Source organism: Nocardioides pini (assembly GCF_026712185.1).
GTDB classification, from domain to species: Bacteria; Actinomycetota; Actinomycetes; order Propionibacteriales; family Nocardioidaceae; genus Nocardioides; species Nocardioides pini.
Map to the genome: position 1 here is coordinate 438,232 of NZ_JAPPUX010000005.1, position 14,517 is coordinate 452,748.

Annotated in this window: 13 protein-coding genes; 8 read left to right on the forward strand and 5 right to left on the reverse strand. The window is 72.4% G+C overall.

Features of this window, described 5'->3' with window-relative positions:
* Positions 1-5: 5 nt before the first annotated feature.
* Positions 6-668 (reverse strand): fasciclin domain-containing protein, encoded by a 663-nt coding sequence (locus tag NYO98_RS18995; protein ID WP_268113365.1) that lies wholly within the window; start codon positions 666-668, stop codon positions 6-8.
* Positions 669-805: 137 nt separating this feature from the next.
* Complete coding sequence (locus NYO98_RS19000) at positions 806-2,347, reverse strand: molybdopterin-dependent oxidoreductase (protein ID WP_268113366.1); 1,542 nt, start codon at positions 2,345-2,347, stop codon at positions 806-808.
* Positions 2,348-2,413: 66 nt separating this feature from the next.
* Between NYO98_RS19000 and NYO98_RS19005 the strand changes: the two genes are divergently transcribed.
* The 4 genes from NYO98_RS19005 to NYO98_RS19020 all read left to right on the forward strand — a co-directional run bounded on the left by NYO98_RS19005 (position 2,414) and on the right by NYO98_RS19020 (position 5,071).
* Positions 2,414-3,172: an enoyl-CoA hydratase-related protein gene (locus tag NYO98_RS19005; RefSeq protein ID WP_268113367.1), complete on the forward strand. Its 759-nt coding sequence runs from the start codon at positions 2,414-2,416 to the stop codon at positions 3,170-3,172.
* A 68-nt stretch (positions 3,173-3,240) separates the two neighbouring features.
* Positions 3,241-3,957: an SDR family NAD(P)-dependent oxidoreductase gene (locus tag NYO98_RS19010; protein WP_268113368.1), complete on the forward strand. Its 717-nt coding sequence runs from the start codon at positions 3,241-3,243 to the stop codon at positions 3,955-3,957.
* Positions 3,954-4,652, forward strand: a complete 699-nt coding sequence (locus NYO98_RS19015; RefSeq protein WP_268113369.1) for an SDR family NAD(P)-dependent oxidoreductase — start codon at positions 3,954-3,956, stop codon at positions 4,650-4,652. The genes NYO98_RS19010 and NYO98_RS19015 overlap by 4 nt, the downstream gene beginning before the upstream one ends.
* Positions 4,649-5,071 carry a DUF1772 domain-containing protein gene (locus NYO98_RS19020; protein WP_268113370.1) on the forward strand — a complete coding sequence of 141 codons (423 nt, stop codon included), beginning with the start codon at positions 4,649-4,651 and terminating at the stop codon, positions 5,069-5,071. The genes NYO98_RS19015 and NYO98_RS19020 overlap by 4 nt, the downstream gene beginning before the upstream one ends.
* A gap of 2 nt (positions 5,072-5,073) precedes the next feature.
* Here NYO98_RS19020 and NYO98_RS19025 read toward each other — a convergent pair whose 3' ends face one another.
* Entirely contained in the window at positions 5,074-6,045 is a 972-nt protein-coding gene (locus tag NYO98_RS19025) for a hypothetical protein (protein ID WP_268113371.1), read from the reverse strand.
* Positions 6,046-6,200: 155 nt separating this feature from the next.
* Between NYO98_RS19025 and NYO98_RS19030 the strand changes: the two genes are divergently transcribed.
* Entirely contained in the window at positions 6,201-8,378 is a 2,178-nt protein-coding gene (locus NYO98_RS19030) for a HelD family protein (RefSeq protein WP_268113372.1), read from the forward strand.
* Positions 8,379-8,676: 298 nt separating this feature from the next.
* Positions 8,677-9,471 carry a hypothetical protein gene (locus NYO98_RS19035; protein ID WP_268113373.1) on the forward strand — a complete coding sequence of 265 codons (795 nt, stop codon included), beginning with the start codon at positions 8,677-8,679 and terminating at the stop codon, positions 9,469-9,471.
* Here NYO98_RS19035 and NYO98_RS19040 read toward each other — a convergent pair.
* A complete protein-coding gene (locus NYO98_RS19040) occupies positions 9,434-10,555 on the reverse strand; it encodes a glycosyltransferase family 2 protein (protein ID WP_268113374.1) in 1,122 nt (373 codons plus the stop codon). The genes NYO98_RS19035 and NYO98_RS19040 overlap by 38 nt on opposite strands.
* A gap of 44 nt (positions 10,556-10,599) precedes the next feature.
* Positions 10,600-11,163 (reverse strand): class I SAM-dependent methyltransferase, encoded by a 564-nt coding sequence (locus NYO98_RS19045; protein WP_268113375.1) that lies wholly within the window; start codon positions 11,161-11,163, stop codon positions 10,600-10,602.
* A gap of 317 nt (positions 11,164-11,480) precedes the next feature.
* On the opposite strand from NYO98_RS19045, the gene NYO98_RS19050 reads away from it, so the two are divergent.
* Together NYO98_RS19050 and NYO98_RS19055 are read left to right on the forward strand one after the other, a co-directional pair.
* Positions 11,481-12,557 carry an NAD-dependent epimerase/dehydratase family protein gene (locus NYO98_RS19050; protein WP_268113377.1) on the forward strand — a complete coding sequence of 359 codons (1,077 nt, stop codon included), beginning with the start codon at positions 11,481-11,483 and terminating at the stop codon, positions 12,555-12,557.
* A gap of 44 nt (positions 12,558-12,601) precedes the next feature.
* A complete protein-coding gene (locus NYO98_RS19055) occupies positions 12,602-14,494 on the forward strand; it encodes an anthranilate synthase family protein (protein ID WP_268113378.1) in 1,893 nt (630 codons plus the stop codon).
* Positions 14,495-14,517: the final 23 nt, after the last annotated feature.

Genomic DNA, 14,517 nt, shown 5'->3' on the forward strand with positions numbered 1-14,517 from the left:
GACGATCACATCTGGGGCATCAGGACCTGGTCGACCACGTAGACGGTCGCGTTGGCGGTCGGCACGTTGCCGCACACGACGCTGGCCTCACCGATGGTGAAGTCCTCGCCCTCGCCCTCGACGGTGAGCATGTCGCCGGCCAGGGTCTCGTGCTCGCCCGCGAGGTCCTCCGGGCTGAGGCTCTCGCCGACCACGTGGTGGGTCAGGACCGTGGTGAGCTGCTCCTTGTCCTTCAGGAGGGCGTTGAGGTCCTTCTTCGGGATCGCGGCGAACGCGTCGTCGGTCGGCGCGAAGACCGTGATGTTCTCGGCGGAGTTCAGCGTGTCGACGAGGTCGGCCTCGGTGACGGCGGCGACCAGCGTCTTGAGGAGCGGGTTGTTCGACGCGGCGGTCGCGACCGGGTCGTCGGCCATGCCCTCGACCGAGCCCTCACCGGTCGTCGGGACGCCGGCGCAGCCGGGACCGAACGGCGCGTCAGCGGCCATCGGCTCCTCGGACTCCATCGGCGACTCCGACTCCTCCATGGGGGTCTCGGAGCTGGACTCGGACGTGGTGGGCTCGGAGGCGCTGTCGCTGTCGCTCTCGTTGCCACAGGCGGCCAGGGACATGGACGCGGTCAGCGCGAGGGCGGCGAGGCCCATGGAGCGGGTGCGGATCTTGGTGTTCATGGCACTGCCTTTCGGTTGGAGCTCTGCGGTGGGCCGTGGGGGGCCCGCTGTCAGGAGGTGTTCGGGGCCGCGTCGTGGGCGGATGGGTGATCTTGGAAAAAACTTTGGACAATCCTTGGACAGGCCGGTGCGGGCGATCAGGCGATGAGGACCGAGATCTCCTGCAGCCCGCTCGACCCCTCCGGGAAGGGCCGCATCCGGACGTCGGTCTGCACGTCGCCGTCCTTGTTGGTGGCGCGGGAGGCGATGAGGTGCCGGCCCGGCTCGGCGTCCCACTCGAGGTACCACTGGCGCCAGTAGTCGTCGTTGACCTCGGGCCCGAGCTTCGCGGGCTGCCAGGCGCCACCGTCGATGCGCACCTCCACCTTGTCGATGCCGACGCCCTGGGCCCAGGCGATGCCGCCGACGACCACGGTGCCGGCGTCGGTCTCCGACAGGGGCTTGGGCGTGTCGATGCGGCTCGAGATCTTGATCGGCGCGTCGACGACCCAGTCGCGCTCGGTCCAGTACGCCTGCTCGGCGTCGTACGTCGTCAGGGTCATGCGGGTGATCCACTTGCAGGCGCTGACGAAGCCGTAGAGGCCGGGCACGACCATCCGCGCGGGGAAGCCGTGGGTGCGCGGCAGCGGCCCGCCGTTCATGCCGATGGCGATCATCGCGTCGCGCCCGTCGAGGGCCACGTCGAGGGGCGTGGAGATCGTCATCCCGTCGACGTCGGTGGACAGGATCTGGTCGGCCTTCGTCGAGTCGATGCCGGCCCGCGCCAGCACTGCGGCGAGCGGTACGCCGAGCCAGCGCGCGCCGCCGACGTAGGGCCCGCCGACCTCGTTGGAGACGCAGGTGAGCGTGATGTCGCGCTCGACGGTGTTCATCGCGGCGAGGTCGCCGAACGTCAGCGTGACCTCCCGGTCGACGTCGCCGTCGATGGTGAGGGTCCACGACTCGACGTCCACGGCGGGGAGCGTGAGGCGGGTGTCGACCCGGTAGAAGTCCCCGGTGGGGGTGCGCAACGGGGTGATGCCGTCGTACGTCTGCTCCAGGCCGGTGGGGAAGGACGACGCGGGGTCGGTGGCGACCGGCAGGGCGACGTCCGTCCCGCCGAGGCGGTAGGACGTCACCCAGCGACCGAGGCCCCCCATGGCCACCGCAGCCGCAGCGAGTGCGCCGGAGGCCAGCACGACCCCGCGTCGAGTGGGACCGTCGCCCCCCGGCGACGGTTCCGTGTGACCCCGGTCGTCGACACGGTGGAGCCACCACAGCGAGGTGGCTCCGACCGCAGCGGCGACCAGGGCAGGTAGGAGGTCCAGCGGCCCGGAGCCCGGGCGCAGGACGGCCAGCACGCCCGCCACGCCGGCCAGGCCCACCAGCACGAGCAGTCCCGGCGTCTCGCGACGGGACGTGACGATGCCGGCAACGGCGGCCAGCACCAGCACGACCACGGTCACCGAGCCGACCAGGACCAGCTTGTCGGCGCTGCCGAACTGGCGGATGGCCCACTCCTTGAGCGGGGTGGGCGTGAGGTCGATGACGGTCGAGCCGACGGCGAGCACCGGGGAGGCCGCCGGGACGGTCAGTGCCGCGACCAGGTGGGCCGCGGCGAGACCGACGACGGTGGCGAGCACGCCGTACGCCGCGTGGCGCAGGGTGCGGGGCCGGGACCGCTGGTCGAGGGAGGGCATGGACGGTGTTCGGAGCCGACGGCCACGCGGATGTCTCGTGGAGGCGGGTGGGGCAGGATGCTCGCCATGACCGACGCCCCCGCAGAGCTGGTGCATTACGCCGTGGCCGACGCCGTCGCCACGATCACGCTCGACAGCCCCGCCAACCGCAACGCGCTGAGCCGGCAGCTGGTGACCGAGCTCTTCGCGCACCTCGAGCGCGCCGGCGCCGATCGCGAGGTGCGGGTAGTGCTCATCGAGAGCTCCGGCAAGGTCTTCTGCTCCGGCGCCGACCTCAGCGAGGCGTCGAGCCAGGGCATGGAGGCCGGCACCCGCCGGATCGTCGACCTGCAGCGGCTGATCACCACCCTCGACAAGCCGGTCGTGACCAAGAACCTCGGTGCCGTCCGCGCGGGGGGCATCGGCATCGTCGCCGCGGCCGACATCGCCATCAGCGCCGACGACGCCACCTTCGCCCTGACCGAGGTCAAGCTCGGGCTGGCGGCCGCGATCATCAGCCTCACCGTCCACCACCGGATGACCCCGCGGGCCGCGTCCCTGACCACGCTCGGCGGGGAGGTGTTCACCGGCGCCGAGGCGGCGTCGTACGGGCTCGTGACGAAGGCGGTGCCGGCCGCCGACCTCGACGCCGAGGTCGCCGCCGTGTGCGCCAGCCTCGCGACCGGGGCCGCCCAGGGCCTCCGCGAGTCCAAGCGCATCCTCAACCGCGACCTCGTCGCGCGCATCGACGCGCTCGGCGAGGAGATGGCCGAGACCAGCACCCGGCTGTTCGCCTCCGACGAGGCCCGCGAGGCGATGACCGCCTTCCTCTCCCGCAAGAAGTAGCCGCCAGACTGCATCCACGGTCGGCCCCCGGCCGGAGAAGTGAGAGGACCACTTCGAAGGAGGCCGCCGTGGACGTCACCGAGGACCGACCGCTCGCGCTTGTCACGGGAGCTGCCCGGGGCATCGGCGCCGAGGTCGCGCGCCAGCTCGCCGAGGGGGGACACGCCGTCCTGGTGACCGCGCGGGACGCGGCGGCGGCCGTGGCCCACGCCGACGCGCTGGTCGCGGAGGGCCATGCGGCCGCGGGCGTCGCGCTCGACGTCGCCGACCCGGCCAGCGTGGCCGCCCTCGCGCGGGAGCTCGGCGGGCGGCCGCTGCGGGTGCTGGTCAACAACGCTGCCGCCTTCGCCGACTGGACGGAGACCGCGACGAGCGCCGACCTCGAGGCCGCGCGGGCCGTCCTGGACACCAACCTCCTCGGACCCTGGCGCACGGTGCAGGCGCTGCTCCCGAACCTGCGGGCCGGCGCGCCCGCCCGCGTGGTCAACGTCGGGAGCGGCTCGGGCTCGCACGGCGACCCGGAGTTCGGCCTGCCCACCAACCCGGTGTCGACCACCTACGCCGTCTCCAAGGCCGCCCTGCACGCCCTGACGGTCAAGCCCGCCGTCGAGCTGCGCGACCAGGGCATCGTGGTCAACGCCGCTGACCCCGGCCTCACCGCGACGGCGCCGGGGATGGCAGACATGGGTGCGCGCCCGGTGCCCGAGGGCGCGGCGAGCGTCCTCGCGGCCCTCCACGCACCGGCCGGGACCTTCACGCGCGACGGCGAGACGCTCCCGTGGTGACGTCCGGGACGGGCCCGCGCCGGGAGCTCGCCGACGCGCGCATCGCGGTCGTCGGTGCCACCGGGGCGCTCGGGTCGCTGCTGGTCACCGAGCTGGCGGGGCGCGGTGCCCGGCTGCTGGTCGCCGGACGGGACGCCGGGCGACTGGACGCCCTCGACGCGCCGGTCCGGGTCGTGGCCGACCTGGGAGACGCGACGGCGGGAGACGCCGTCGCGGCCGCCGCACGCGAGCACCTCGGCGGGCTCGACGGCCTGGTCAACGCCGCCGGCGTCGTGGCCTTCGGCGCGCTCGTCGACACCCCGGACGAGGTGGTCGAGGAGCTGTTCCTCACCAACGTGGTCGGACCGCTCTTCCTGCTGCGCCGCGTGCTGCCCCTGCTCGAGGAGTCCGAGGGCTTCGTGGTCCAGCTCAGCGCGGTGGTGGCCGAGCAGCCGCTGCCGCGGATGGCGGCGTACTCCGCCAGCAAGGCGGCGCTCAGCGCTGCGGCGACCGCACTCCGCGCGGAGCTGCGCCGCAGCCGCGTCGAGGTGTACGACGTCCGCCCGCCGCACACCGAGACCGGCCTCGCGTCCCGGCCCCTGTCGGGGGAGCCGCCGCGGCTGCCCGCCGGCAAGGATCCCGCGGCCGTCGCGCGGCGGATCGTCGAGGCGATCGAGGCTCGCGAGCACGACCTCGGCCCCGGGGGGTTCGGGTGAGCCTCACCGACCCGAGCACCTGGCTGCTGCTCGTCGCCGCGGCGCACCTCGGCTTCCAGCTGACGGTGTCGCTCGTGGTCTACCCCGCGCTGCGGGAGGTCGACGCCGACGCGTGGCCGGTGGCGCACGAGCGACACTCCCGCCGGATCGCCCCGCTCGTCGGTGCGCTCTACGTCCCGCTGGTGCTCGTCCTGGCCGCGGCCGCGGTGGCGCAGCCCGACGCGTCGGGCACGTGGCTCGCCCTGGTCGGCGGGGCGGTGTCGGTGGTGACCACGGCCGCGATCGCCGCACCCCTGCACGGGCGGCTGGGCACGGCGGCGGAGCGCACCGAGCTGCTGCGCGCCCTCGGACAGGCGGACGTGATCCGCACGGTCGGCGCGGCGGTGTGCCTGATGGGCGCCGTCCTGCTCGTCGCGTGACGCTAGGGCCTGCTGTGGGCGACCTGCCGCAGCAGCCTCCGCGTGGCGAGGCCGAGCGCGGTGTCCTGGTGCGGAGTGCCGATCGCCGCCGAGACGGTGCCGCATGCCGCGCCGTCGACAGCGAGCGTGCGGGCCGTCCCGGTCTGGTCGCTCAGCACGACGACGTACGACGGCCGCCCCGGGTCGAGGTCGCAGTCGGCCACCGCCCCGCGCACCACGTCGAGGGTGGCGGCGGCACGCACGGACTCCGACACCGGTGGGCCGGCCTGCCACTGGTCGACCAGCACGAACCGCCGTCCGCGCCCGGTGTAGGCGCAGACGTCGACGGTGGTCGCCGGCAGCGGGAGCAGCGGGACCGTGGAGCGGCGCGGGTCGTCGGCGCTGTCCACGAGCAGGGCGGCCGAGGGACCGTCGCGGTTCGTGCGCCCGGTGGTGAGGCGGCGGGGACAGGTGACCGGCGCGGTGGCCGCGGTGGCCGGGCCGGCCGCACCGGCGGCGTCCATGAGGAGCGTGGTCTCGAGCTGGGTGAACAGCGCCAGGTCCCGCGTGCTGCACCCGGTGTCACCGGGGATCTCCGCCACGCTGCCGTCGGCCAGGCCGACCTCGATCCGGAACAGCCCGGCCGGGCGGGCGGTGGGCGGGTCGCCGGGCGTGCAGGCCGGGCGGTCGAGCTGCGTCTGCCACAGGCTGGTGCCCACCGACGCCGCCAGGTCCCCGACCACGACGCCCTGCGGGTGGCGCAGCCGCTGGGTCGCGCCCTCGTCGGCGAGCGGGCAGAAGCGCACCCACCTCGCCTCCTGCTCCTCCAGCGCCTCGACCGGGGCGTCGGCCTCGGCGACGCACCCGGTGCCGGTCCGCGCGGCCGGCGCCGGCTCGTCGCGGAGCACCCTCGGCAGGGCGACGGCCGCGACCACGACCAGGAGGGTTGCGACGCAGGCCGCGGCCACGAGCTGGCGTACGCGTCGGGGTGCCACGAGCCCATCCAACCCGACGCCGGCGGGGGTGGTCGCGTCGTCTGCGCGGGTCCACGATCCGCGAGAAGTCGGTGGTCGTCGGTGCTCGCCGGTACTCTTGTCCGCCTGCCCGGGACCGTTGGGCAGTGATCCACCGGGGGGATGAGGAGCGGGATTTGAGCGAGGAGCTCGAGGCGCGGGAGATCGCGGCGGAGCAGGCGTACGTCGACGAGGTCTACGTCCAGCTCGAGGCGTCGACGCGCAGCGCGCGGGCGCTGGCCGCCGAGGGGCACAGCCGCGGCAAGCTGGAGCACGAGGGCGGCCTCGTCGAGCGTGACGCCATGGTCTTCCAGGCCGCCAAGCGCATCGCCCAGCTCGACGCCGCCCACGAGGGCCTGGTCTTCGGTCGTCTCGACCTCGACCCGTCGATCGACGCCGAGCCGCGCTACATCGGGCGCATCGGCGTGCGCAACGCCGACCGCGACGTGCTGCTCATCGACTGGCGCGCCCCGGCCGCCGGCGTGTTCTACCAGGCCACCGCCGCGACGCCGTCGGGCGTCGTGCGCCGTCGCGTCCTGCGCTCGCTGCACCGCACGGTCATCGGCGTCGAGGACGAGCTGCTCGACCAGGAGGCCGACACCGACCTCCCGATCGTCGGCGAGGGCGCGCTGATGGCGCAGCTCTCGCGCGCCCGCGACCGGTCGATGCACTCGATCGTCGCCACGATCCAGGCGGAGCAGGACAAGGCGATCCGCGCGCCCGGCAAGGGCGTCGTGTCGATCTCCGGCGGCCCCGGCACGGGCAAGACGGTCGTCGCCCTGCACCGCGCGGCGTTCCTGCTCTACTCCGACCGCCGGCGCTACGAGGGCGGCGGCGTGCTCGTCGTCGGCCCCAGCGGCGTCTTCATGCGCTACATCGAGCGCGTCCTGCCGAGCCTCGGCGAGACCGCGGTCGCGCTGCGGTCGCTCGGCGAGGTCGTCGGCGGCATCCGCGCCACGCGCCACGACGAGCCCGCGGTTGCCGACGTCAAGGGCGCGACCCGGATGGCCGAGCTGCTGCGGCGCGCCGCCCGCCAGCACGCCCCCGGCGCGCCGACGAGCTTCCGGATCTACTGGCGCGACGAGACGCTCGTGCTCGACCCCGGTCTCCTGGGTCGCCTGCGCCGCCAGCTGATGTCGCAGGGCCGTCGCAACCGCCAGCTGCCCCGGGTGGCCAAGACGCTCCTCGACGCCATGTGGCGCCAGGTGAGCGGCGAGCGCGGTCGCGAGCGTGGTCGCGAGGCGTTCGAGGACGACATGCTGGGCCACGAGGGCTTCGTCGAGTTCGCGTCGGCCTGGTGGCCGCCGCTCGACGCCCAGGCGGTGTTCGGCTGGCTCCGCGAGCCCGACTTCCTCGCCCGGGTGGGCGAGGGCGTGATCAGCCGCGAGGAGCAGCTGCTGCTCCTGAAGTCGTGGGCGTCCGGCGACCTGTCGATCGAAGACATCCCCCTCATCGACGAGCTCCGCTACGCCCTCGGCGACGTCCCGCAGCGCACCGACGACGAGCGCGACCTCGACGAGACCGGCCTGCTCGAGGGTGGCGTCGACCTGCAGGAGCTCACCACCATCTCCGAGCGCGAGTACGCCCCCGGCGGGCTGGCCTGGTCTGCACCGACCCACCGCATCGAGGACGACGGCTACGCCCACGTCCTGATCGACGAGGCGCAGGACCTCACCCCGATGCAGTGGCGCATGGTCGGTCGCCGCGGCCGCACCGCGAGCTGGACGATCGTCGGCGACCCGGCCCAGTCGTCGTGGCCCGACGCCCCGGAGGCCGCCGCCGCGCGGGCCGAGGCCCTCGAGGGCAAGGAGCTCCACGAGTTCCACCTGTCCACCAACTACCGCAACTCCGCCGAGATCTACGCCTTCGCCGCCGACTACGCCCGCCGGGTGGGGCTCGACGCCGACCTCCCCGACGCCGTACGCCGCACGGGCGAGGAGCCGCAGGTCGTCGGCCCCGTCGACGAGCTGGAGGCCGCCGTGCGCGAGGCCGTCACGTCGATCGCCGGTCGCGTCGAGGGCACCGTCGGCATCGTCGTGCCCGTCGCGCGCCGCTCGGAGGTCAACGCCTGGCTGGCGTCGTGGCCCGAGCTGGCCGACGACGCCCCGGCGGCCCGCGCCGCCGTCGACTCGAGGGTCACGCCGAGCGGCGAGGACCGCGTCGTCGTGCTGACCGGGCTCGACACCAAGGGCCTGGAGTTCGACGGCATCGTGGTGGTCGCGCCGCAGGAGATCGAGGACGAGTCGGCCACCGGACGGGCGACCCTCTACGTCGTGCTCACCCGTGCGACGCAGCTGCTGACGACCGTCGGCTGACGACCGGCTCCCCCGTCGTTGGCGCGAGGACGTATCGTCGGCCGGGCACTACGGGCCGACACTGACCACCAGCACGAGACGGCCAAGCCGTCACGACATCGGGAGGCTCATGAACTGGCTCAGGCAGCGCCACGCGCGGCGAAGCGACCGCCGGTCCGCAGGCGTCCTGGCTGCGGCCTTGCTGGTGGGGCTGACGGCATGCCAGACCGCGTCCGACGCCCCCGCCTCGGACTCGGCCGCGCCCGAGGTCCCGCAGCCAGCAGTGACCGCGCCGGTGGCGGCGGACCCGACATCGCCCGTGGCGACCGCGCCCGTGGCGACCGCGCCGGTCACGACCGCGCCGCCCATGGTCGAGTCGGCGCCGACGCCCGGGCCCGCGGCCCCGCTCGTCTGGCAGAACCTCTTCGTCGACCACTTTGAGGGACCCGTCGGCACCCCCGCCGGCCAGTGGCACACGATGACCGGGTGGAACGACGCCGTCCTCGACGGGGAAGGGCGCCTCGAGGTCAGCCGCCTCGCCCAGATCCGTTCCACCTCCGGCTGGGTCCTGCCCGCCGGCACGCGCGTCCGGGTCTCGGCCAGCCTGGTCATGCCTGACACCAGCAGAAACTATGCCGCGATCTGGGTCCAGCACCCAAACCCCGCCGACCCGCGCGAGATAGACGTCATCGAGAGCTACGGGCCGAAGAAGACCGGCGGGGCACAACTCGGCTCGCACCTCTGCTACGACGAGACGCTAGACAACGCCGTCGACGAGTGCGGGGCCGCCGGCCTCGCCCCCGAGCTGTGGCCCGTGGCGCAGGACTTCGCCGACGGCGCAAAGCCGTGGGACTCCTACTGGGAATACCACGCCGAGTTCACCGTCGGCGGCGACCGGGTTCTGTTCCAGGCTGCGGACGGCTCCGGCAACCAGGCTTACTCCGTGACCTCCAACCCCGACCCCCGCCGGGTGCCAAGTAATGCGGTCCCGTTTCACCTCAGGCTTTCCAACAAGGACGTCGATCCCCAGCACGCGCTCCGCGGGGGATCGCGGTCCAGCATGTACGTCGACTGGGTCACGGTGGAGGTGCAGTACCCGACGGCGACAAGCTGACGTCCTGCCCCGGCGCGGGGTCAGGTGCAAAGTCGCCACCCACGAGCGGTCGCCGCCGGTCGCTGCGCCAGTCCAAGAGCTCGACGTCCGAGCTGGTGGTCACGGGCGTCTGAGAGATGGTGCGGAAGAGCATGACGACAAGCCCGAGGGTGACAAGCTGCAGACCAGCGAGGACGCCGAAAATCATGACGATTGCAACCAGAACAGAGCCGACGCCCAAGAATGTTCCGTGGACGATCGAGCCGATCCCAACTGCCATGCCGTAAGACCCCAGCGCGAGGACCGTCAGCACGACGATGATCGCCATGCGGGGGAGCAGAGCCCAGGGATTGGCAAGAAGCAGCAGGAGCGCCTTGTGCCACAGCTGTGAGCGAGTCCAACGGGTGGAGGTGGATCCGTCCGCACGGCCGAGCACCGGTGAGGAGAAGGTCCCCATGTCGGACGTGATGCCCTGCACGAGAGGAACGATCGGAACGACGCCGAGTTGCGGGTTGCGAGCGAGCAGTCGCACTGTCCCCTCTGGCAGCACGAGGTACTCGCCCAATGTGGGGTCGAACCGCACGCCGGTCAGACCGGCCACCACGCCGAGACCCAGCGTACCGGCCATGCTGGTGGCGCCGCGACGGTACTGGGTACGGCGAGCGATCTGTGGCAGCCGCGTCTCGGCGCAGCTACGAAGCACGTCGGGGAGCTGGGTGGGGTCGTGCTGGCCGTCGGCATCCATCAACACGACTAGGCCGCCCGCGGACGCGACCTCCCTGATCCCGATCGCCTGAGCCGCTGCCTTGCCCTGGTTGTGCTCCAGCCGAATGCCGCCGATCGTTATCGGCAGGTTGAGGGCCCGAAGTTGAGTGATCCTCTGCCAAGTGGCGTCGGTGCTGCCGTCGTCGATGAACACCGCCGTGACGTCCCAGGTCTTGTCATCGGCGAAGACACGCGCCAGCGTCTGGACCATCGGCTGAATGGACTGCTCCTCGTTGAAGCACGGCAGGAGCAGGTGCACGGCGGACCTGACCGGTCGATCTGTCGTGCCGGGAGCCTGCTGCTGGGCGTTCGTGCCCGAGGTGGTGGCGCCCTCCTGCATGCTCGGGAGTCTCTCACAGCAGTGCGGCTGACCAGGACCGCCCCTCATGCGGGCTCGATTCGCAGGATCGCGAAGGCATTCAGGTTCCACGAGGGAACCTTCGTAAACGGGAAGTAGTCCACCTCCAGCCGCCGACCGGGCTCAACAGCCGCGCGGGTCAGCTTGAGGACACGGTTGAAAGGGCTGAGATGCTCGATGGCGTTCACCAACGCGTACTCCTCGGGCGGCACGCCCTGGCTGCGCGCGACGCGCTGTGAGACGACGCGTCGAAACCCGCGAGAGACGACGCCCGGGTCACACGGTACGAGCATGTCGATCACTCCGTCGGGTCGGCACACACGCTGCCACTCCTGCGCCGCGCCGTACGGGTCGGGCAGGTGAATCAAGAGGCACGTCGCAACCACCCGGTCCACCGAATGGTCGTCGAAGTCGAGGGCCATGGCGTCGGACTGCCGGAACTCGAGGCCGGCTGGACCAGTGCCGGCGACGAGTGAGCGGTAGATGACATTGTCCCTCGGCACCCGGATATCGGTGGCCACGTAGTGGTGTCGGGGATGAAGGACGAACGGGAAGTGCTCGAACCGTCCAGCCCCCACCTCGACGGTCATTGGGAAAGAACGATCGGTTCGACCGCGCTCCAGCCTCTGGTGCATGACGGACGCCGCGCCACCGAGGCACCCAGCTCCGTGCACGGCCTCGTAGTTGCGTCGGTAATAGGCGTCGACCAGCTGCTCGGCTGTGGGCCGTGACCCCCGCCCTGGCCCCGGCCGGGGCGCCCCCGTTTCCTCCATGGCGACGGAGTGTCGCACATGTGTCCGGGGCTGACCCGCCGCCGACGCGGGTGGGACCGGGTGGGACCTCCCCGGGAACAGGCGGAACCGCTGGTGTCCGCGCGGCGACGGCGCGCGGGTCATAGGGTCTTCCCATGTCCTCACAGCAGGCAGGAGGTCGCGTCCTCGTCACTGGTGGCGCTGGCTTCATCGGCACCACGCTGGCGCTCGCGCTCGCCGAGTCCGCCGAGCAGTGGGTCGCGCTCGACAACCTGCATCCGCAGGTTCACCCGGCCTCCCAGCCCCCGGCGGACCTCCCGGACGCCGTCGACCTCCGCGTCGGCGACGTCACCGTCGCGAATCACCTCGACGCAGTCGTCGCTGACCTGCGGCCCGACACAATCGTGCACCTCGCTGCCGAGACCGGTACGGCGCAGTCGCTCTCGGAGAGCACGCGCCACGGCATGGTCAACGTGGTCGGCACCACGCAGCTTCTGGACACCCTCACCCGCGCCGGCCACGTGCCGAGCCACATCGTGCTGACCAGCTCCCGCGCGGTCTACGGCGAGGGCGTGTGGCGCAACCTCGACGGGTCGACCTTCCAGCCGGGACTGCGCACCCACGCCCAGCTCGAGGCAGGGAGGTGGGATCACGGCGACGGGGCTGCCCACGTTCCCAACACGGTCGACGGGACGCAGCCCAACCCGATCAACGTCTACGGCGCCACCAAGCTGGCCCAGGAGCAGATCCTCTCGGCCTGGACCGGCTCGCACGACACTCGCCTGTCTGTGTTGCGCCTCCAGAACGTCTACGGGCCACGCCAGTCACTGTCCAATCCCTACACCGGAATCGTGTCCCTCTTCTCGCGCCTTGCCCGCGAGGGCCAGTCGATCCCGCTCTACGAGGACGGCGAGATCACCCGGGACTTCGTCCACATCGACGACGTCGTCAGCGCCATGGTGGCAACCATCGCGCACAAGCCTGCCGACCACGTGCGCACCGTCGACATCGGCAGCGGTGTGCGCACGACCATCGGAGACCTCGCCCGCGAGATCGCGCGCTACCACGGCGCGCCCGAACCACACGTCACTGGGCAGTACCGCGACGGCGATGTGCGTCACGCCTCCTGCGACGTGGAAGCCACGATTCGCAAGCTCGACTGGAAGCCGCAGGTCAGCCTGCGGGATGGTGTCGCCGGCCTCCAGGAATGGATCGCGACGCAGCTGGACTGAGACGTCTCCCTGCGACTCGGTGCGCTCGCCGTAGGGTTCCGACCATGACCGAGACCCCCGCCGTCCGAGACCTCTTGGAGCAGATCCAGGGGTACGGCGCGTGGGCGGTCATCCGGCGCAAGGCCTCACCCACGGCCGGGCTGATCGGCGGCGCGCCGCACGAGGTGGCGAGCCTGCTCGACATCCCGCTCGAGAGCGGTGCCCCGGAGCCGGGGCGGAGCGCGGACCGGCTGGTCGCCGTGCCGTTCCGGCAGGTGCGCGAGCGCGGGTTCGCCGCGATCGACGACGACACCCCGCTGACGGTCGTCGACATCGAGGCCGAGCACGAGGTGGCGGTCGACGACCTGCTCGACGCGCTGCCCGACGTGCCGGTCGAGTTCGCCGACCGCGGGGGCTTCGCGACCAGCGACGAGGACTACGGCGAGGTCGTCGAGGCGATCATCCGCGACGAGATCGGGCAGGGCGAGGGGGCCAACCTCGTCATCGGCCGCCACTACCGCGCCGTCGTCGCCGAGTGGGACGCCGCGAAGGCGCTCACGGTGCTGCGGCGGCTGATGGAGCGCGAGCGCGGCGCCTACTGGACCTTCTGCTTCTTCACCGGCGAGCGCTTCCTCATCGGCGCCAGCCCCGAGCGGCACGTCTCGGTGCGCAAGGGCGACGTGCGGATGAACCCCATCTCCGGGACGTTCCGGGTCGCCGGTCACGGCGACCAGCTCAAGGAGCGGCTGCTTGACTTCCTCGCCGACGAGAAGGAGGTCTTCGAGCTCTTCATGGTGGTCGACGAGGAGCTCAAGATGATGTGCGACATCTGCCACGAGGGTGGCCAGGTGCTCGGGCCGTTCCTCAAGCCGATGACGCACCTGATCCACACGGAGTACCTCCTCGCCGGCCGCTCCGACCGCGACCACCGCGAGATCCTGCGCGACACGATGTACGCCGCGACGGTGACGGGCGCGCCCGTCGAGAACGCCTGCCGGCTGATCGCCGACTACGAGCCCGAGGGCCGTGGCTACTACGGCGCCGCCCTCGCCCTCTTCGGCCGCTCGCCCGACGGCACCCCGACGATGGACAGCCCGATCCTCATCCGTACCGCCGACGTCTCGCCGGCCGGCGAGCTCAAGGTGACGGCGGGCGCGACGCTGGTGCGCGACTCCGACGCGGCCTACGAGGTGGCCGAGACGCGCGCCAAGGCCGGCGGCATCCTCAGCGCCTTCGGGCTGGCGCCCGCGGCGACCTCCGACGGCACCGACATCGCCGAGCTGGCGCGGGACGAGGACGTCGTACTGGCCCTCGGCACCCGCAACCAGCGGCTCTCCCGCTTCTGGCTGACCGACCAGGCCGGCGAGCCGGCCGACCCGGGGTTGGCGGGGAAGTCGGTAGTGATCCTGCACGGCGAGGACGACTTCGTGAACATGCTCGTCCACGTGCTCGGGGTCTTCGGGATGAGCGCGCGCGTGGTCCGGCACGAGGACTACGCCACCGGTGCCTTCGACGGCGCCGACCTCGTCATCGTCGGTCCCGGGCCGGGTGACCCGCGCGAGGGCGACCACCCCAAGATCGCGGCGTTCCGGCGCGCGGTCGACGACCTGCTCGCCTCGCGGCAGCCGTTCCTCGCCGTGTGCCTGGGCCACCAGACGCTCTGCCAGCGCCTCGGCCTCGACCTCGGCTACAAGGACGTGGTCTTCCAAGGCACCCAGTCCCCGGTCCGCCTCGACGGCCGCACCGAGCGGGTGGGCTTCTACAACACCTTCGTCGGCCGGGTCCCCGAGGGCGCTGAGCTGCCGGACGGCGTACGCGTCGAGGCCGACGTGACGACCGGCGACATCCACGCGATCGTCGGGCCGCACTACCGCGGCATCCAGTTCCACGCCGAGTCGATCCTCACCGAGAACGGCTACGACCTGCTCCACGCGGCGGTGCGCGACCTCCTCGCCTGACCCGTCCGCTAAAGTCGAGCGAA

Bases quoted from the DNA above. Each gene is read 5' to 3' on its own strand.
- NYO98_RS18995 (WP_268113365.1), bottom strand. From the start codon at position 668: ATGAACACCAAGATCCGCACCCGCTCCATGGGCCTCGCCGCCCTCGCG.
- NYO98_RS19000 (WP_268113366.1), bottom strand. From the start codon at position 2,347: ATGCCCTCCCTCGACCAGCGGTCCCGGCCCCGCACCCTGCGCCACGCG.
- NYO98_RS19005 (WP_268113367.1), top strand. From the start codon at position 2,414: ATGACCGACGCCCCCGCAGAGCTGGTGCATTACGCCGTGGCCGACGCC.
- NYO98_RS19040 (WP_268113374.1), bottom strand. From the start codon at position 10,555: ATGCAGGAGGGCGCCACCACCTCGGGCACGAACGCCCAGCAGCAGGCT.
- NYO98_RS19045 (WP_268113375.1), bottom strand. From the start codon at position 11,163: ATGACCGTCGAGGTGGGGGCTGGACGGTTCGAGCACTTCCCGTTCGTC.
- NYO98_RS19050 (WP_268113377.1), top strand. From the start codon at position 11,481: ATGTCCTCACAGCAGGCAGGAGGTCGCGTCCTCGTCACTGGTGGCGCT.
- NYO98_RS19055 (WP_268113378.1), top strand. From the start codon at position 12,602: ATGACCGAGACCCCCGCCGTCCGAGACCTCTTGGAGCAGATCCAGGGG.